This window comes from Streptomyces sp. WG7 (genome assembly GCF_049975785.1).
In the GTDB taxonomy this organism is placed as follows: Bacteria; Actinomycetota; Actinomycetes; order Streptomycetales; family Streptomycetaceae; genus Streptomyces.
Map to the genome: position 1 here is coordinate 167,614 of NZ_JBNGGE010000006.1, position 16,056 is coordinate 183,669.

The window sequence follows — 16,056 nt, forward strand, 5'->3', positions numbered from 1 at the left end:
ACCATGCGCATCGGAATCCTCGGCCTCGGCCGCATCGGCGCCTTCCACGCCGAGACCCTCGCCGCCTTGGACGCGGTCGACTCGCTCGTCGTCGCCGACCCGTTCTCGGACGCCGCGACAGCGGCCGCCGAGCGGTTCGGCGCCGAGATCGCGGACTCTCCCGAGGCGGTGCTGGCCGCCGGGGTGGACGGCGTGGTGGTCGCGGCGGCGACCGACGCCCACCCGGTCCTGATCCGCACCGCCGTGGAGGCCGGGGTCCCCGTCTTCTGCGAGAAGCCCGTCGCCCGCACCATGACGGAGGGCGTGGAGGTGCTCAAGGCGGTCGCGGGTCACGACGTGCCCGTGCAGATCGGCTACAACCGCCGCTTCGACGCCGCCTTCGTCGCCGCACGGGCGGCCGTCCAGGCCGGTGAGCTGGGCAAGCTGCACACCGTGCGGTCGACCACGCTGGACCCGGCGCCGCCGCCGGCCGCGTACATCGCCGCTTCCGGCGGCATCTTCCGCGACTGCTCGGTGCACGACTTCGACGTCATCCGTTGGGTGACGGGCCGCGAGGTCACCGAGGTGTACGCCGTCGGCGGCAACCGGGGTGCCGACTTCATCCGGGAGGCGGGCGACGCGGACACCACCGGCGCGGTCCTCACCCTGGACGACGGCACGATCGCCGTGGTCTCCAACAGCCGTCACAACACGCGCGGTTACGACGTCCGCATGGAGATCCACGGCTTCGCGGACTCCATCGCGGTCGGCCTGGAGGACAAGCTGCCGCTGCGCTCGGTCGAGCCCGGCGCCACCTTCCCGGCGGGCACCCCGCACGACTTCTTCATGGACCGCTTCGCCGCCGCCTACCGCGCCGAGCTGACCGCGTTCACCGAGGTCGTCGCAGGGGCACGCCCCTCTCCCTGCACGATCGAGGACGCGCTGGAGGCGGGCTGGATCGCCGAGGCGTGCACGCTGTCGCTGCGGGAGCACCGTCCCGTGACGGTCGCGGAGGTGCGGCGGGGCTGAAGCGAACCAGGCGGACCGGCGGGCCGGCGGGCCGAGTGGTCAGCCCGCCGGCTCGCTGATGTTCACCATCCAGGGGACGCCGAACCGGTCCGTGCACATGCCGAAGACGTCCCCCCACATCTGCTTCTCCAGCGGTACGGCGACGGTGCCGCCGGCGGACAGCTTCTCCCAGTAGCCGCGCAGCTCGGTCTCGTCGTCGCCGCTCAGGCTCACCGAGAAGTTGGTGCCCGGGGTGTACTCCATGCCGGGCGGGGTGTCCGAGGCCATCAGGGTGAAGCCGCTCGGCGTCTCCAGCATGCCGTGCATGATCTTGTCGGCTTCCGGGGCGTCGGCGTCGCCGAACGCTCCGAAGGTGTTGAGCGCGAGGGTCCCGCCGAAGACCTGCTCGTAGAACTCCATCGCCTGGCGGGCGTCGCCGTCGAAACTGAGATACGGGTTGAGGCGCGAGGCCATGTCAACCTCCCGGAACGGGATGAACGGTCTGTGCCCTGCACGCTAGCGCGCGGCACTGACAACGGCTCGCCGAGCGGGGCGCACGCGGCCGGCCCGGTCCTCGTGGCCCGGTCCTCGTGGCCCGGTCCTCGTGGCTCGTGGCGGGAGGGCCGGGCCGGGTGGCCGCGTGTGTGCCGTCAGGCGCCGCAGGAGCGCAGGAACCTGCGGGTGCGGACGGCGACGGGCAGCGGCTTGTCGGGCTCGCAGGGGTACATGTCCTGCTCGACGATGGCGAAGAGGTCCACGTCGAGATTCTGGGCCGCGGTGAGCACCGGGCCCAGGTCGGGCACTCCGGCGGGCGGCTCGCACATCACCCCGCGCTGCACGGCCGGCCCGAACGGGACGCCGTTCGCGCGCACGTCGGCGAGGATCTCCGGGTCGACCTGCTTGAGGTGGAGGTAGCCGATGCGCTCGCCGTAGGTCTCGATCAGCTTGACGCTGTCGCCGCCGCAGTAGGCGTAGTGGCCGGTGTCCAGGCAGAGGCTCACCAGGTCGGAGTCGGTGGCGTCGAGGAAGCGCTCGACGTGCTCCTCGGTGTCGATGTGGGTGTCGGCGTGCGGGTGGACGACGATGTCCAGGCCGTAGGTCTCCTTCACCTCGTGGCCGAGGCGTTCCATGCCCTTGGTCAGGTATGCCCACTGCTCGCCGGTCAGCTCCGGCGGCTCCAGGATCTCGGCGGTCTTGTCGTCGCGCCAGAAGGACGGGATGACGACGAGGTGCTTCGCGTCCATCGCCTGCGTGAGGGCGGCGACGCGGCTGACCTGCTCCCAGGTGCCGTCCCATTCGGAGGGGCCGCGGTGCAGCCCGCAGAAGATGGTGCCCGCCGAGACCTTGAGTCCGCGCCGGGTCACCTCGTCGGTGAGGCGGGCCGGGTCGGTGGGGAGGTAGCCGTAGGGGCCGAGTTCGATCCACTCGTAGCCGGCCTCGGTGACCTCGTCCAGGAAGCGTTCCCAGGGGACCTGCTTCGGGTCGTCGGGGAACCAGACGCCCCAGGAGTCGGGGGCCGAGCCGACGCGGATGCGGTCCAGGGCAGCGGGCATGTCAGGCCTTCCCTTCGGCGGGTGCGGCGGTGTCGGACGCGGGGGTGTCGCCGGCCGGGTCGGGTACGCCGGCCGCGGGGACCTCCGGCTCCTCCGGGAGCGCCGCCACGTCCACCCCGCCGACCTGCGCCAGTTCGTGCTTGAGGGCGGCGAGTTCGGCACCGCCCGCCATGTGGTTGGTGAGTTCCTCGAGGGTGATGTCGGCGCGGGCGGCGCTGAGTTCGAGGGTGCCCAGGCGCAGCACGCTGAAGTGGTCGCCGACCAGGTAGGCGTGGTGGGGGTTGTGGGTGATGAAGATGACGCCGAGTCCGCGTTCCCGGGCGGCGGCGATGTACTTGAGGACGACGCCGGACTGCTTGACGCCGAGGGCGGCGGTGGGCTCGTCGAGGATGAGGACGCGGGCGCCGAAGTGGACGGCGCGGGCGATGGCGACGCACTGGCGCTGGCCGCCGGAGAGGGTGCCGATGGGCTGTTCCAGGTCGTCCAGGACGATGCCCATGTTGCGCAGTTCCTCGTCGGCGGTCCGCTTCATACGGGCGATGTCGAGGCGGCGTACGGGCCAGGGGCCCTTGGTCAGCTCGGCGCCGAGGAAGAAGTTGCGCCACACCGGCATCAGCGGGACGGTGGCGAGGTCCTGGTAGACGGTGGCGATGCCGCGGGCGAGGGCGTCGCGCGGCGTGCTGAAGCGCACCGGTTCGCCGTCGACGAGGAAGTCGCCCTCGGTGTGCTGGTGCAGACCGGAGATGATCTTGATGAGGGTGGACTTGCCGGCGCCGTTGTCACCGAGTACGCAGGTGACCCGGCCGGGATGGACGGCGAGGTCGACGCCGTGCAGGGCGCGGATGTTGCCGTAGGCCTTGCCGGCGCCGCGCAGTTCGACGATCGGCCGGCCGTCCTTCTCGGGTGCGGGATCCGCGAGGACGGCACCGTGGGTGCCGGTGGTCTTGCTGGTCATCGCTGTCACCTCCGGGTCGCCGCGCGGCGGACGTACAGGTTGATGAGGACGGCTCCGAGCAGCATCACGCCGAGGAAGGCCTTGAACCAGTCGGGGTTCCAGCCGGCGTAGACGATGCCCTGGTTCACCATGCCGAACATGAAGGCGCCGAAGACCGGGCCGATGGCGGAGCCGTAGCCGCCGGTGAGCAGACAGCCGCCGATCACCGCCGCGGCGATGTAGATCAGCTCCTGGCCGACGCCCTCGCCGGACTGCACGGTGTTGAAGGAGAAGAGCTGGTGCATGCCGACGAACCAGGCGCCGAAGCCGACCAGCATGAACAGCGTGATCTTGGTGAAGGTGACCGGGACGCCGACCGCGCGGGCGGACTCCTTGCTGCCGCCGACCGCGAAGACCCAGTTGCCGTACTTGGTGCGCAGCAGCACCCAGGTGGCCAGCGCCGCGAAGGCCAGCCACCACACGACCGTGATCTTCACCTGGACGCCGCCGACGTCGAAGGAGGAGGCGAAGAGGGCCTTGGCCTGGTCGAAGCCGTCCATGTCGCTGATGTCGTCGGTGGCGACGTTGCCGGTGACCAGCTTGGTGACCGCCAGGTTGACGCCCTGGAGGATCAGGAAGGTGCCGAGCGTCACCAGGAAGCTCGGCAGGCCGGTCTTGACCAGCACCCAGCCGTTGAAGGCGCCGACCGCGAGGGAGACCACGAGGGCGACGATCACGCCCATCCAGACGTTCATGGTCAGCTGGTAGCTGAGCATGCTCGCGGTGAGCGCGGAGGTGACCACGGCGACACCGGCCGACAGGTCGAACTCGCCGCCGATCATCAGCAGGGCGACCGGCAGGGCCATGATGCCGATGGTGGACGACTGGTAGAGGACCGTCGCCATGGAGCTGCCGTCGCGCACCGAGGGCGCGGCGATCAGGAAGAAGACGAACACGGCGACGGCACCGAGGAAGACCCCGACCTCGGGCCGGGCGAGCAGTCGCAGCGCCAGGGAGCGCTGCCGGGTCCGCCCGTCGGGCCGGCCGGGGCCGGGGGCCGGCGGTGTGGTGACCGCCGGCCCGGCCTGTCGGGTCGCGCTCATCACCGGGTGCCCTTCGCGGCGAACTCGGCGACGGCCTTCACGTTGGTCTTGTCGACGAAGGCCGGGCCGGTCAGCACCGGCTGCTCACCGCCGCCGCTGTAGTTGCCGTTGTTCTCGTAGAGCCACAGGCCGTCGACGGCGAGGTAGCCCTGGAGGTAGGGCTGCTGGTCGACGGCGAACTCGATGTCGCCCTTCTCGATGGCGCCGGTCAGTTCCTTGTTGAGGTCGAAGGTGGCCACCTTGGCCTTGCTGCCGCCCTCGTCCACCGACTGCACCGCGGTCATGGCGAACGGGGCGCCGAGGGTGACCAGGTGGTCGATGTCGCCGTCCTGCTTGAGCTTGGCGGTGATGGTCGACTTCACCGAGGGCATGTCGGTGCCGTTGACGTAGAGGTTCTCGATCGAGCCCTCGAAGGTCTTCTTCACGCCGTCGCAGCGCTGGGTGAGGCCGACGTTGCCCTGCTCGTGGATCACGCAGACGGCGTTCTTGGCGCCGTCCTCGTTGAGCCGCTTGCCGAGCGCCTCGCCGGCCACGGTCTCGTCCTGGCCGAAGAACTCCATCAGGCCGAGTTTCTTCCAGTCCGCGAGACCGGAGTTGAGCCCGACGACGGGTATGCCGGCCTTCTCGGCCTTCTCGATGACGCTGCGCAGGGCGTCCGGCTTGGCCAGGGTGACGGCGATGCCGTCGACCTTCTGGTCGATCGCGTTCTGCACCAGGTTGGCCTGGTTGCCCGCGTTCGGGTCGGCGGAGTAGACGAGCTTGATGTTGTCCTTGGCCGCGGCCGCCTCCGCCCCCTTGCGGACGATGTCCCAGAAAGTGTCGCCGGGGGCCTGGTGGGTGACCAGGGCGACGGTCATCCGGGGGGTGTTCGCCTTGCCCGCCGAGCCGCCCGAGTCACCCTCCTCGTCGGCCTTCTTCCCCCCGGAACTGCTGGAGCAGCCGGCCAGGGCGAGGGCCGCGGCGGCGGCGAGGGCCACGGCGGGGGCGAATCCGCGGGAGCGGGCGTGCGAAGAGCGGTCCATCTTTCCTGCACCTCACTGTGCGACTGTGCGACGGGGAAGCCGTGTGCCAGACCAGAGAAGAACGGCTGTTGCGCTGGGACCGGATACAAGTCCTTGGGACGCCCGCTGTCAATACTTTGTTAAGACATCATTTCACGAGCTAGTCCGAATGTAAGTACAAAGCATTGACACGGTCGCCTCGGAGTCATACACCTGGGAGGCGGCAGGCCCCCGCCCAGCCAGAGGAGCGTCGCACATGGCCGAGTCAGTCCCGCGTTTCGATCTGATCACGATGGGCCGCATCGGGGTCGATCTCTATCCCCTGCAGACGGGTGTATCCCTGGCGGAGGTTGAGACCTTCGGGAAATTCCTCGGCGGATCGGCCGCGAACGTGGCGGTCGCCGCCGCCCGCCTCGGCCGCGCCACGGCCGTCGTCACCCGCACGGGCGACGACCCGTTCGGCGGCTATCTGCACCAGGCGCTCAAGGAGTTCGGCGTCGACGACCGCTGGGTGACCCCGGTCTCCGCCCACCCGACTCCCGTCACCTTCTGCGAGCTCTTCCCGCCGGACGACTTCCCGCTGTACTTCTACCGGCGCCCCAAGGCCCCCGACCTGGAAATCCACCCGGAGGAACTGGACCTCGACGCGATCCGCGCCGCCTCCGTCTTCTGGATCACCGGCACGGGGCTGAGCGAGGAGCCGAGCCGTACGGCGACCCTGGCCGCCCTCGCCCACCGCGCCAAGTCCGGTACCACGGTCTTCGACCTGGACTGGCGCCCCATGTTCTGGACCGACCCCGACCGGGCCCGCCCCCACTACGCCGAGGCGCTGCGGCACGCGACCGTCGCGGTCGGCAACGTCGACGAGTGCGAGATCGCCACGGGCGTGCGCGAGCCGCGCGCCTGCGCCGAGGCACTGCTGGCGGCCGGGGTGGAGCTGGCCGTCGTCAAGCAGGGCCCGAAGGGCGTCCTCGCCGTGCACCGCGACGGCCGCAGCGCCGAGGTGCCTCCGGTGCCGGTCGAGGTGGTCAACGGCCTCGGCGCGGGCGACGCGTTCGGCGGCTCGCTCTGCCACGGCCTGCTCTCCGGCTGGGCGCTGGAGCGGACCATGCGGTACGCCAACGCGGCCGGTGCCCTCGTCGCCTCCCGTCTCGCCTGCTCCTCCGCGATGCCCACCGAGGCGGAGGTCGACGACCTCCTCGCGCGAGCCACTCCCTGAACGGAGCAACGCCTTGTCCCTCAGCATCCCCGACCTCACCGCGGTCAGAGCCCGGCACCCGGAGGCGATCGCCGAGGCGGCCGCCCGCCGGGCACGCCGCCCGCTGATCGGCGGCTCCGGCCGCCTGATGATCGTCGCCGCCGACCATCCCGCGCGCGGGGCGCTCGGCGTCGGCGACCGCCGGCTCGCCATGGCCAACCGGGCCGACCTGCTGGAACGCCTGTGCACCGCGCTGTCCCGGCCCGGCGTCGACGGGGTGCTCGCCACCGCCGACGTGCTGGAGGACCTGCTGCTTCTCGGGGTGCTGGAGAACAAGGTCGTCATGGGCTCGATGAACCGCGGCGGCCTCGCGGGCGCCGCCTTCGAGATGGACGACCGTTTCACCGGCCACCGCGCCGAGGACATCGCCCGCCTCCGCTTCGACGCCGGCAAACTGCTGCTGCGCATCGACTACGACGACCCCGGCTCGCTGGCGACCATGGAGTCCACCGCCCGCGCGGTCGACGCCATGGCCGCGCGGGAACTGCCCGTCTTCGTCGAGCCGTTCATCTCGCGCCGCGTCGAGGGCCGGGTCCGCAACGACCTGTCCGCCGAGGCCGTCACCCGGTCCGTGGCCATCGCCTCGGGCCTGGGCGGCACCTCCGCCTACACCTGGCTGAAACTGCCCGTCACCCACGACCCGGACGACATGGGCGAGGTCCTGGAGACCTCCACACTGCCCGCCGTCCTGCTCGGCGGTGACATAGGGGGCTCCCCCGCGGACCAGGCCGCCGCCTACGAACGCTGGCGCAAGGCGCTCACGCTGCCCACCGTGCAGGGCATGGTCGTCGGCCGCTCACTGCTCTACCCGGCCGAGGGCAGCGTGGAACAGGCGGTGGACACGGCCGTCGGACTGCTGTGACCGACGAGGCGACTCACGAGGAGAGGGACGAGGAGATGACGTACCACCTTCCGGCGGGCACGACCGCGGGCGGCGCTCTGGCCGTCGACGTGACGCCCGAGAAGGCCGGCTGGGGCCACTCCAGCCTGCGCGTGCTCCACCTGCCCCCCGGCGGCAGCCACACCTTCGACAGCGGCGACAGCGAGTGGATCGTCCTCCCGCTCAGCGGCGGCTGCACCGTCGCCACGGCCGACGACTTCGGCCAGGACACCTTCGAACTTGCCGGACGCGACAGCGTGTTCAGCGGCGTCAGCGACTTCGCGTACGTAGCGCGCGACGCCCGTACGACCGTGACGTCCACCGGCGGCGGCCGGTTCGCCCTCACCGGCGCCCGCTGCACCCGCCGGCTGCCCGCCCGCTACGGCCCGGCGTCGTCGGTGCCCGTGGAGCTGCGGGGCACCGGGAACTGCTCGCGGCAGGTCAACAACTTCGGCGCGGCGGGGACGTTCGCGTGCGACAAGCTCATCGCGGTCGAGGTCATCACCCCGGGCGGCAACTGGTCCTCCTTCCCACCGCACAAGCACGACGAGCACCGCCCCGGCGAGGAGTCGGTGCTGGAGGAGATCTACTACTTCGAGTTCGCGGACCACGACGGCACCCCCGGCCTCGGCTACCAGCGGGTCTCCCCGTCCGGGCGGGGACGGGGCACGGACGTACTGGCCGAGGTGCGCGACGGCGACGTGGTCCTCATCCCCGACGGCTGGCACGGACCGTCCATGGCGGTCCCCGGCCACCACATGTACTACCTCAACGTCATGGCCGGCCCGGAGGCCGAACGGGCCTGGCTGATCTGCGACCACCCCGACCACGCCTGGATCCGCGACACCTGGGCGGGCCGGCCCGTCGACCCCAGGCTCCCCCTCTACACCGCACCGGAGAGGTCCGCATGAGCGCCGCCGCCACCCGCCGACTGACCACCGCCCAGGCCCTGGTGCGCTTCCTGGCCGCCCAGTACACCGAACGCGACGGCGTACGGCGCCGCCTGATCGCCGGCACGTGGGGCATCTTCGGCCACGGCAACGTGGCCGGACTCGGCCAGGCCCTCGTCGAGTACGGCGACGTCATGCCGTACCACCAGGGCCGCAACGAACAGGCCATGGTGCACGCGGCCGTGGGCCACGCCCGCCACCTGAACCGGCTGTCCGCGCAGGCGGTGACGACGTCCATCGGCCCCGGCGCCACCAACCTCGTCACCGGCGCCGCACTCGCCACGATCAACCGCCTGCCGGTCCTCCTCCTCCCCGGCGACTACTTCGCCTCGCACGCCGCCGACCCGCTGCTCCAGCAGCTGGAGCACCCGATCGAGGCGGACGTGTCCGTCAACGACACCCTGCGCCCCGTCTCCCGGTACTTCGACCGCGTCACCCGCCCCGAGGCGCTCGTCGCCTCCGTGCTCCAGGCGATGCGCGTGCTCACCGACCCGGCCGAGACCGGCGCCGTCACCCTCGCCCTCCCCCAGGACGTCCAGGCGGAGGCGTACGACTGGCCCGAGGAGTTCTTCGCCGACCGCGTCTGGCGCGTACGGCGCCCCGCACCCGACCCGGAGGAGCTGGTCGAGGCCGTGCGGGCGATCCGCGCCGCCGGGCGGCCGCTGATCGTGGCGGGTGGCGGCGTCCACCACAGCGAGGCCGAGGGCGCGCTGAAGGCGCTGGTGGACGCCACCGGCATCCCCGTCGCCTCCACCCAGGCCGGCAAGGGCGCGCTGCGCCACGACCATCCGGCCGACCTGGGCGCCGTCGGCCACACCGGCACCGCCGTCGGCGACGACGTCGCCCGCACCGCGGACCTGGTGATCGGGGTCGGCACCCGCTACACGGACTTCACCACGGCCTCCGGCACCCTCTTCCAGCACCCGGACGTCCGCTTCCTGAACCTCAACATCACCGCCTTCGACGCCCACAAGCTCGCCGCCCGCACCCTGGTCTGCGACGCGCGGGCGGGGCTCACGGCGCTGGCGGACGCGCTGTCCGGCCACCGGGTGGCCGCGTTGTACGAGACCGAGTACCGCGCCGGCCGGGCCCGCTGGGAGGAGACGGTGGAGGCGGCGCTCGGCGCCGACGACGACAGTGCCGTGCCGACCCAGACGCAGGTGCTGGGCGCGCTGGACGCCGTCGTCGGCGACGAGGACGTGGTGATCAACGCGGCCGGCTCGCTCCCCGGCGACCTGCACAAGCTGTGGCGGGCCCGCTCCCCGCGCCAGTACCACGTGGAGTACGGCTACTCCTGCATGGGCTACGAGATCCCGGCCGCGCTCGGCGTCCAGCAGGCCGCGCCCGGCACGCCGGTGTGGGCCCTGGTCGGCGACGGCACCTATCTGATGAACCCGACGGAGATCGTCACCGCCGTCCAGGAGAACCTGCCGGTCAAGCTGGTCCTGGTGCAGAACCACGGCTACGCGTCCATCGGCGGCCTCTCCGAGTCGGTGGGCGCCGAGCGCTTCGGCACCGCGTACCGCCACCGGGCGGCCGACGGCGCCTTCACCGGCGCCCCGCTCCCCGTCGACCTCGCCGCCAACGCGGCCAGCCTCGGCGTGGAGGTGCTGCGGGCGAAGACCGTAGGGGAGTTGCGCGAGGCCCTGCGGACGGCCCGCGCCTCCGACCGGCCGACCTGCGTCTACGTCGAGACGGACCCCGCGCCGACCGCGCCCGCCGCCGAGGCCTGGTGGGACGTGCCGGTCGCCGAGGTGTCCGCCCGCGAGGCCGCCACCGGCGCCCGGGCCGCGTACGAACGCGCCGTCGCCGACCGCCGCCGCCACCTCTGACACTTCGGCACCCACGCAAGGAGGTACGTCCATGGCGAGGACCGGCGACCCCGCACGTGCCGTGACCGCCCCCGCGCTCAGCACCCTGGAGTTCGCCCTGGACCGGGCCAGTCCGGTGCCGCTGTACTACCAGCTCGCCCAGCAGTTGGAGGCGGCGATCGAGCACGGCGTCCTCGCCCCGGGCAATCTGCTGGGCAACGAGGTCGACCTCTCCGTCCGCCTCGGCCTGTCCCGGCCGACCGTCCGCCAGGCCATCCAGTCCCTGGTCGACAAGGGCCTCCTGGTCCGGCGGCGCGGGGTCGGCACGCAGGTGGTGCGCAGCCAGGTCAGGCGCCCCCTGGAGCTGAGCAGTCTCTACGACGACCTGGAGGCGGCCGGGCAGGGACCCACCACGCGGGTGGTGCGCAACGAGGGCGTGCCCGCCTCCGCCGACGTGGCGGCGGCCCTGGGCATCGCGGAGGGCGGCGAGGTCACCGTCCTGGAGCGGCTGCGCCTCACCCACGGCCGGCCGGTGGCACTGCTGTGCAACTACCTGCCGGTGACGCTGCTGGAGCTCGACGACGCCCGGCTGGAGTCGACCGGCCTGTACCGGATGATGCGCGCCTGCGGCATCACCCTGCACAGCGCCCGCCAGACCGTGGGCGCCCGCTCGGCCACCCGTGAGGAGGCGGGCCGCCTGGACGAGGAGGAGGGTGCCGCACTGCTGACCATGACGCGCACGGCGTACGACGACACCGGGCGGCCGGTCGAGTACGGGACGCACATATACCGCGCGTCCCGGTACGCGTTCGACTTCCAGTTGCTGGTCAGGCCGTGACGCCGGTCAGTGGGCCCGGTCCAGCCGGGCCCGCTGCTCCGGGGTGAGGTCCAGGTCCACGGCGGCCAGGTTCTCCTCCAGCTGCGCCACCGACGACGCCCCGGCCAGCGGGACGATCGGCAGTTCGGCGCCGATCTGCCAGGCGAGGACGACCTGGTTGACGCTCGCGCCGGTCTCCCGGGCGATGTCGCGGAGCACCGCGAGCCGGACCGGGGTGCCCGGGTGGTCGTAGTCCGGGGGCAGGGGCTTGTCCTCGCGGACGTACGCCCCGGTGAGCAGCGGCGAGTAGGCGACCAGGGTCAGGGCGGGCTCGGCCCGCAGGTAGCCGAGCAGTTCGGGGCCGGCGTGGCCGAGGCTGCCGTCCGGGAAGAGGTCACTGGGCACGTCGAAGCGGGGCCGCAGGTGGCTGTGCTGGTACTGGAGCACCTCGTAGCCGGGCAGTCCGGCCGCGGCGGCGAGCGCGCGGGCCCGCTCCACGCGCCACATCGCCTGGTTGCTGACGCCGAGCAGTCCGACCGTGCCCTCCGCGACCAGTTCTCCGAACCCCTCGACGGTCTCGCGCTGGGGCACGGTGTGGTCGTCGATGTGGGCGTACAGCAGGTCGAGCTTGTCGACGCCGAGCCTTTCCCGGCTGCGCTCGGCGGCCTCGCGGATCACCTTGGCCGACAGGCCCTCCGCGTTGTCGGTGTAGCTGGTGCCGGGGGCGAGCGGGCGGGCGCCGACCTTGGTGGCGATGACGATCTCGTCGCCGATGCCGCGGCTGCGCCGCCAGCGGCCGAGGAGTTCCTCGCTCTGGCCGCCCTGGCCGCCATCGGTCCAGAAGGCGTAGTTGTCGGACGTGTCGATGAAGTTCCCGCCGGCCTCGACATAGCGGTCGAGGACGGCGAAGGAGGTCTTCTCGTCGGTCAGCGAGCCGAACAGCATCGCGCCGAGCGCGAGCACGCTCACCTCACGGTGGGCCGGATCGGTGCCGATGGTGCGGTACTTCATGGTGGTCCTCCCCTTCGCGCCCGGTCGTCCGGGCACGAAGGGGAGTCTTCAGTTTGAAGTGCGCTTCAAGTCAAGCGTCTCGAGTGTCTTCGCGGATGTCGTTCCGGGTGTCATCCCTGGTGTATTCCCGGGGGTCTTCCCGAAGGGGTCGGGCGAAGGGACCCTCCAGCGCGGCCCACTGGAGCAGCATGATCGTCTTCGCGTCGGCGATCTCGCCGGTGCGGATCATCTCCAGGGCCCGGCCGAAGGGCAGTTCGAGGGTCTCGATGTCCTCGCCCTCCTCGTCCAGGCCGCCGCCCTCGTGGGTGCGGGTGGCGGGGCCGTAGGCGGCGGCGTAGAAGCTGACGCGTTCGGTGACCGAGCCGGGGCTCATGTAGACGTCGAAGACGTGCCGGACCTCGCCGACGGTGTGCCCGGTCTCCTCGACGACCTCGCGCCGCACGGCGACCTCGGGGTGCTCGTCCTCGTCGTCGAGCAGCCCGCCGGGTGTCTCGATCAGCATGCCGTCGGGGTGGCCGTTGACGTAGACGGGGAGGCGGAACTGGCGGGTGAGCAGCACGGTTCCGCGTTCCGTGTCGTGGAGCAGCACGGTGGCGCCGTTGCCGCGGTCGTGGGTCTCGCGCTCCTGGGTGCTCCAGGTGCCGTCGGCGCGCTGGATGTCGAAGGTCGTGGTGCGTTCGACGTACCAGTGACTGGACAGGAGCCGTACGTCCCGGACCCTGACCCGGGGGTTGCCGGTCAGGTCCCGGCCCGCCCGGTCGAGTCCGGTGCGGCCCCGGCGGTCCGGGGTGTCGATGCCGGCGGTCATCGGCGGCCGTCCGGCCGGGGGCCCTTCGGGGGCACGGTGTGGGGCAAGTTGGTCATGCCCGCTTCTATCACCTGGTCCGGTCGCGTACGAAGTCGAGGGAGGCGGTGAAGCAGTCCTCGACGTCCTGTTCGGCCGCTCCGATCCACAGGTGGTCGGCGCCTGGGACGGCCCGGAAGGCGGCCTCCGTGCCCACCGCGCGCAGTGCCGAGGCGAGTGCCTCGCCCTGGGCGACGGGGATGACCGTGTCCTCGGCTCCGTGGAGGATCAGGAACGGCGGGGCGCCGGGCGCGACCCGGGCGAGCGGGCTGGCGGCGCGGGCCCGGTCCGGGGCGTCGGCGGCGGGGGCGCCGAGGAGTGCCGCCTCGGGCGTGTGCGGGGGCGCGGCGGTGAGGTCGGTGGGGCCGTACCAGACGACGCAGCCGCGCACGGCTGCCGGGGCGGCGGTCAGGGCGAGGAGCGCGGCGAGATGGCCGCCCGCGGACTCGCCCCAGGCGACGACGCGGTCGGCGTCGACGCCGAGTTCGGCGGCGCGGGTGCGCAGCCAGGCCAGCGCCGCCGACAGGTCGTCCAGCGGGGCCGGGAAGGCGGCTTCGCCGCTGAGCCGGTAGTCGGGGCAGGCGACGGCGAACCCGGCTCGCACGAGGCGGGCGAAGGGGCCGGGCCGCCGGTCGCGGAAGCGTGGGCCGAGGTCGTCGCGCAGTCCGGTGCGCCATGCGCCGCCGTGGACGAAGAGGATCACGGGCGGCGGGCCGGCGGCCGGCTCCTCGGGGAGCCACAGGTCGAGTTCCAGGGGGCGGCTGCCGTCGCGGACGGCGTACGGGACGGCGCGCAGGAGCCGTACGCCGTCCGCGGGGTGCGCCGCGGCCGGCAGGGGCAGCGCCGCGGGGTCGGGCGGGGCGAGGAACGGGGCGAGTGCGCAGTGCACGAGGTCACTTCCCGGGTGTGCGGGGCGGGCGGCCGGCGAGGCGGGGCAGCAGTCGGTGCGCGTTGGCCGTCGTCAGGTCCCGCCAGCCGGCCGCACCCGACGGCACCGGGGCCGCTTCGACGGAGGCGACATGGGCGTCCACGGCGTGCGCCGGGGTCCAGCAGTAGTCGCTGCCGTACAGGAGCCGGTCCGGTTCGACGAGCCCGAGCAGCGCGGGGACCTGGCGCGGGAAGGCGGGGCCGGCCATGTCGTAGTGCAGGCGGCGCAGTTGCCGGACGGCGTCGGGGGCGCCGTCCTCGCCGGACGGCAGGAAGAGCTTCATGAAGCCGTTGATGCGGTCGGCGAGGGCGGGCAGCGCGCCACCGCAGTGCGGGACGATCACCTCGAGGCCGGGGTGGCGTTCCAGGGTGCCGGCCATGAGCAGGTCGGTGACGGTACGGGCGGTGTCGAAGACGAACTCGACCATGGGGCGCGGCCGTCCGAGCGCCGACCTCTCCCAGCACACGGGGGAGGTCGGGTGCAGGAAGACGACCGCGCGGCGGCGGCCGAGTTCGGCGAAGACGGGCTCCAGCCGCGCGTCGCCCAGGTACACCCCGTGGGTGTTGGTCTCCAGTACCACTCCGTCGGCGCCGAGTTCGTCGAAGGCGTGCGTGATCTCCGCGAGGGCGCCGTCCACGTCCGGCAGCGGCAGGGAGGCGAAGAAGCCGAAGCGGCCGGGGTGTTCGGCGGCGGTGCGGGCGGCGTCCTCGTTGACCTCGCGGGCGAGGCCGCGGGCGGCGGTGTCGTCGCCGAAGTGCACGCCGGGCGACGAGACGGAGAGGATCGAGGTGCGGATGCCGTTGCGGTCCATCAGCGCCAGGTGTGCTTCGGCGGACCAGGAGGGCCAGGCGGGCACGCCGTCGGGCAGTTCGTGGCCGGCGGCCTTCGCCCGGCGTACGTAGGACTCGGTGACGAAGTGGGCGTGGACGTCGACGAGACCGGGTCCTTCAGCGGGGACCGTCATGGGACTCTTCCTTCCGGGGGTGGTTTCTCGACGCGGCCGTACGGTCGCGCAGCCGGGTGACGGCGCGCTCGCCCAGCACGATGCCGAGCAGTCCGGTCAGGCCGATCAGGGGCGGAGCGGGTGAGGTGAGGCCGAGGGCCCAGTAGACGGCCCCCATCAGCAGCCCGGCCAGCAGGCTGACGGCAGGGCCGCGTGCACGGGCGAGTAGGGACCTCACAGCGCCCCCAGCAGGGCCTGGCCCGCGAGCATGCCCAGCAGGCCGAACAGGGCGACCGGCGGAGGCGCCGGGGACCTCACCTTCAGGGCGGCGTAGAGCGCGCCCACGAGAGCGCCGGCCAGCAGCGCCCATACGTACGCCATCGTGCTCTCAGCTTTCCGTTCGCCACTGGTGGTCGGGCAGGAAGGTCACGTCGTACCGCTGCGGCACGGTGCCGAACTTGTGCGGCTCCGGCACGAACGGGCGCTTGGGCAGGCCGAGTTCGTCGGTCTCGGTGCCGAGGGTCTCGAAGAACCGCTCGAAGGTGCCGCCGGGACCGGCCGCGACGCCGACTATCTGGCTGTGGTGGCGCTCGATGCGGTAGGCGTGCGGGCAGTTCTTCGGTACGAAGCCGAAGTCGCCGACGGTGAGCAGCTTCTCCTGCTGCTCGCCCTCGAGGTCCTCGACGAAGAGCCGGACGGCGCCCTGGGTGACGAAGAAGACCTCGTAGGTGTCGGGGTGGGAGTGGGCCGGGATGACGTCGCCCTTGGGACCGTCGCAGGTGAAGAAGTTGAAGGTGTTCTCGGTCTGCGGTCCGCCCGCGTAGATCGTGAACAGGTCGCCGAAGAGGTGGGCGCGGTCGCCCATGCCCTTCTCGATGAAGTACGGCTTGCCGGGTTCGGCGGGGATGAGTGAGTGGGAGCGCCTGGCGAATTCGATGGTCATGGAAGCCTCCGGTCGAACAATAACGTCAGGTTACCTGACGTTCGCGTGACTGTCAGGCTACCTGACATTTTGGGGTGGCGGCAAGCTCCCGCC

At 72.2% G+C, this 16,056-nt stretch carries 18 protein-coding genes; 6 read left to right on the forward strand and 12 right to left on the reverse strand.

Annotated features, from left to right (window positions below; translation table 11 throughout):
- The first annotated feature begins 3 nt into the window (after positions 1–3).
- A complete protein-coding gene (locus ACP4J0_RS09370) occupies positions 4–1,008 on the forward strand; it encodes a Gfo/Idh/MocA family protein (RefSeq protein WP_426598159.1) in 1,005 nt (334 codons plus the stop codon).
- 39 nt (positions 1,009–1,047) lie between these two features.
- Here the strand turns inward: ACP4J0_RS09370 and ACP4J0_RS09375 are convergent, their stop codons facing one another.
- From ACP4J0_RS09375 to ACP4J0_RS09395, 5 genes are all read right to left on the reverse strand, one after another.
- Positions 1,048–1,461 (reverse strand): VOC family protein, encoded by a 414-nt coding sequence (locus ACP4J0_RS09375; RefSeq protein ID WP_426598160.1) that lies wholly within the window; start codon positions 1,459–1,461, stop codon positions 1,048–1,050.
- A 176-nt stretch (positions 1,462–1,637) separates the two neighbouring features.
- A complete protein-coding gene (locus tag ACP4J0_RS09380; RefSeq protein ID WP_426598161.1) occupies positions 1,638–2,540 on the reverse strand; it encodes a sugar phosphate isomerase/epimerase family protein in 903 nt (300 codons plus the stop codon).
- 1 nt (position 2,541) lies between these two features.
- The gene (locus ACP4J0_RS09385; protein WP_426598162.1) at positions 2,542–3,495 is read right to left on the reverse strand and encodes an ATP-binding cassette domain-containing protein; all 954 of its coding nucleotides are present in this window, start codon (positions 3,493–3,495) and stop codon (positions 2,542–2,544) included.
- A gap of 5 nt (positions 3,496–3,500) precedes the next feature.
- Positions 3,501–4,577, reverse strand: a complete 1,077-nt coding sequence (locus ACP4J0_RS09390; protein ID WP_426598163.1) for an ABC transporter permease — start codon at positions 4,575–4,577, stop codon at positions 3,501–3,503.
- Positions 4,577–5,599, reverse strand: coding sequence for a sugar ABC transporter substrate-binding protein (locus ACP4J0_RS09395; RefSeq protein ID WP_426598164.1), 1,023 nt, complete (start codon positions 5,597–5,599; stop codon positions 4,577–4,579). The genes ACP4J0_RS09390 and ACP4J0_RS09395 overlap by 1 nt, the downstream gene beginning before the upstream one ends.
- A gap of 235 nt (positions 5,600–5,834) precedes the next feature.
- Between ACP4J0_RS09395 and iolC the strand changes: the two genes are divergently transcribed.
- Genes iolC through ACP4J0_RS09420 form a run of 5 tightly spaced genes read left to right on the forward strand, consistent with a single transcriptional unit; the run spans position 5,835 to position 11,315 of the window.
- Positions 5,835–6,797, forward strand: a complete 963-nt coding sequence (iolC, locus tag ACP4J0_RS09400; RefSeq protein WP_426598165.1) for a 5-dehydro-2-deoxygluconokinase — start codon at positions 5,835–5,837, stop codon at positions 6,795–6,797.
- A 13-nt stretch (positions 6,798–6,810) separates the two neighbouring features.
- A complete protein-coding gene (locus tag ACP4J0_RS09405) occupies positions 6,811–7,698 on the forward strand; it encodes a Cgl0159 family (beta/alpha)8-fold protein (RefSeq protein ID WP_426598166.1) in 888 nt (295 codons plus the stop codon).
- A 35-nt stretch (positions 7,699–7,733) separates the two neighbouring features.
- Positions 7,734–8,627: a 5-deoxy-glucuronate isomerase gene (iolB, locus tag ACP4J0_RS09410; RefSeq protein WP_426598167.1), complete on the forward strand. Its 894-nt coding sequence runs from the start codon at positions 7,734–7,736 to the stop codon at positions 8,625–8,627.
- Positions 8,624–10,498, forward strand: a complete 1,875-nt coding sequence (gene iolD / locus ACP4J0_RS09415) for a 3D-(3,5/4)-trihydroxycyclohexane-1,2-dione acylhydrolase (decyclizing) (RefSeq protein ID WP_426598168.1) — start codon at positions 8,624–8,626, stop codon at positions 10,496–10,498. Before iolB ends, iolD begins: the two co-directional genes overlap by 4 nt.
- 31 nt (positions 10,499–10,529) lie before the next feature.
- Complete coding sequence (locus ACP4J0_RS09420) at positions 10,530–11,315, forward strand: GntR family transcriptional regulator (protein ID WP_426598169.1); 786 nt, start codon at positions 10,530–10,532, stop codon at positions 11,313–11,315.
- A gap of 6 nt (positions 11,316–11,321) precedes the next feature.
- On the opposite strand, the gene ACP4J0_RS09425 is transcribed toward ACP4J0_RS09420, so the two are convergent.
- The 7 genes from ACP4J0_RS09425 to ACP4J0_RS09455 form a co-directional block, all read right to left on the reverse strand.
- On the reverse strand, positions 11,322–12,305 hold the full coding sequence (locus ACP4J0_RS09425; protein ID WP_426598170.1) for an aldo/keto reductase: 984 nt from the start codon (positions 12,303–12,305) through the stop codon (positions 11,322–11,324).
- 70 nt (positions 12,306–12,375) lie between these two features.
- Positions 12,376–13,113 (reverse strand): NUDIX domain-containing protein, encoded by a 738-nt coding sequence (locus ACP4J0_RS09430; protein ID WP_426598171.1) that lies wholly within the window; start codon positions 13,111–13,113, stop codon positions 12,376–12,378.
- 67 nt (positions 13,114–13,180) lie between these two features.
- On the reverse strand, positions 13,181–14,038 hold the full coding sequence (locus tag ACP4J0_RS09435) for an alpha/beta fold hydrolase (RefSeq protein ID WP_426598172.1): 858 nt from the start codon (positions 14,036–14,038) through the stop codon (positions 13,181–13,183).
- 4 nt (positions 14,039–14,042) lie between these two features.
- Positions 14,043–15,041, reverse strand: coding sequence for an amidohydrolase family protein (locus ACP4J0_RS09440; protein ID WP_426598173.1), 999 nt, complete (start codon positions 15,039–15,041; stop codon positions 14,043–14,045).
- Positions 15,025–15,258: a DUF1427 family protein gene (locus ACP4J0_RS09445; RefSeq protein ID WP_426598174.1), complete on the reverse strand. Its 234-nt coding sequence runs from the start codon at positions 15,256–15,258 to the stop codon at positions 15,025–15,027. The genes ACP4J0_RS09440 and ACP4J0_RS09445 overlap by 17 nt, the downstream gene beginning before the upstream one ends.
- A complete protein-coding gene (locus tag ACP4J0_RS09450) occupies positions 15,255–15,401 on the reverse strand; it encodes a DUF1427 family protein (protein WP_426598175.1) in 147 nt (48 codons plus the stop codon). The genes ACP4J0_RS09445 and ACP4J0_RS09450 overlap by 4 nt, the downstream gene beginning before the upstream one ends.
- A gap of 7 nt (positions 15,402–15,408) precedes the next feature.
- A complete protein-coding gene (locus ACP4J0_RS09455) occupies positions 15,409–15,963 on the reverse strand; it encodes a quercetin 2,3-dioxygenase (RefSeq protein WP_426598176.1) in 555 nt (184 codons plus the stop codon).
- Positions 15,964–16,056: the final 93 nt, after the last annotated feature.

Coding starts and splice junctions, on each gene's coding strand:
- ACP4J0_RS09370 (WP_426598159.1), top strand. CDS start 4: ATGCGCATCGGAATCCTCGGCCTCGGCCGCATCGGCGCCTTCCACGCC.
- ACP4J0_RS09375 (WP_426598160.1), bottom strand. CDS start 1,461: ATGGCCTCGCGCCTCAACCCGTATCTCAGTTTCGACGGCGACGCCCGC.
- ACP4J0_RS09380 (WP_426598161.1), bottom strand. CDS start 2,540: ATGCCCGCTGCCCTGGACCGCATCCGCGTCGGCTCGGCCCCCGACTCC.
- ACP4J0_RS09385 (WP_426598162.1), bottom strand. CDS start 3,495: ATGACCAGCAAGACCACCGGCACCCACGGTGCCGTCCTCGCGGATCCC.
- ACP4J0_RS09390 (WP_426598163.1), bottom strand. CDS start 4,577: ATGAGCGCGACCCGACAGGCCGGGCCGGCGGTCACCACACCGCCGGCC.
- ACP4J0_RS09395 (WP_426598164.1), bottom strand. CDS start 5,599: ATGGACCGCTCTTCGCACGCCCGCTCCCGCGGATTCGCCCCCGCCGTG.
- iolC (WP_426598165.1), top strand. CDS start 5,835: ATGGCCGAGTCAGTCCCGCGTTTCGATCTGATCACGATGGGCCGCATC.
- iolB (WP_426598167.1), top strand. CDS start 7,734: ATGACGTACCACCTTCCGGCGGGCACGACCGCGGGCGGCGCTCTGGCC.
- iolD (WP_426598168.1), top strand. CDS start 8,624: ATGAGCGCCGCCGCCACCCGCCGACTGACCACCGCCCAGGCCCTGGTG.
- ACP4J0_RS09420 (WP_426598169.1), top strand. CDS start 10,530: ATGGCGAGGACCGGCGACCCCGCACGTGCCGTGACCGCCCCCGCGCTC.
- ACP4J0_RS09425 (WP_426598170.1), bottom strand. CDS start 12,305: ATGAAGTACCGCACCATCGGCACCGATCCGGCCCACCGTGAGGTGAGC.
- ACP4J0_RS09430 (WP_426598171.1), bottom strand. CDS start 13,113: ATGACCGCCGGCATCGACACCCCGGACCGCCGGGGCCGCACCGGACTC.
- ACP4J0_RS09440 (WP_426598173.1), bottom strand. CDS start 15,041: ATGACGGTCCCCGCTGAAGGACCCGGTCTCGTCGACGTCCACGCCCAC.
- ACP4J0_RS09450 (WP_426598175.1), bottom strand. CDS start 15,401: ATGGCGTACGTATGGGCGCTGCTGGCCGGCGCTCTCGTGGGCGCGCTC.
- ACP4J0_RS09455 (WP_426598176.1), bottom strand. CDS start 15,963: ATGACCATCGAATTCGCCAGGCGCTCCCACTCACTCATCCCCGCCGAA.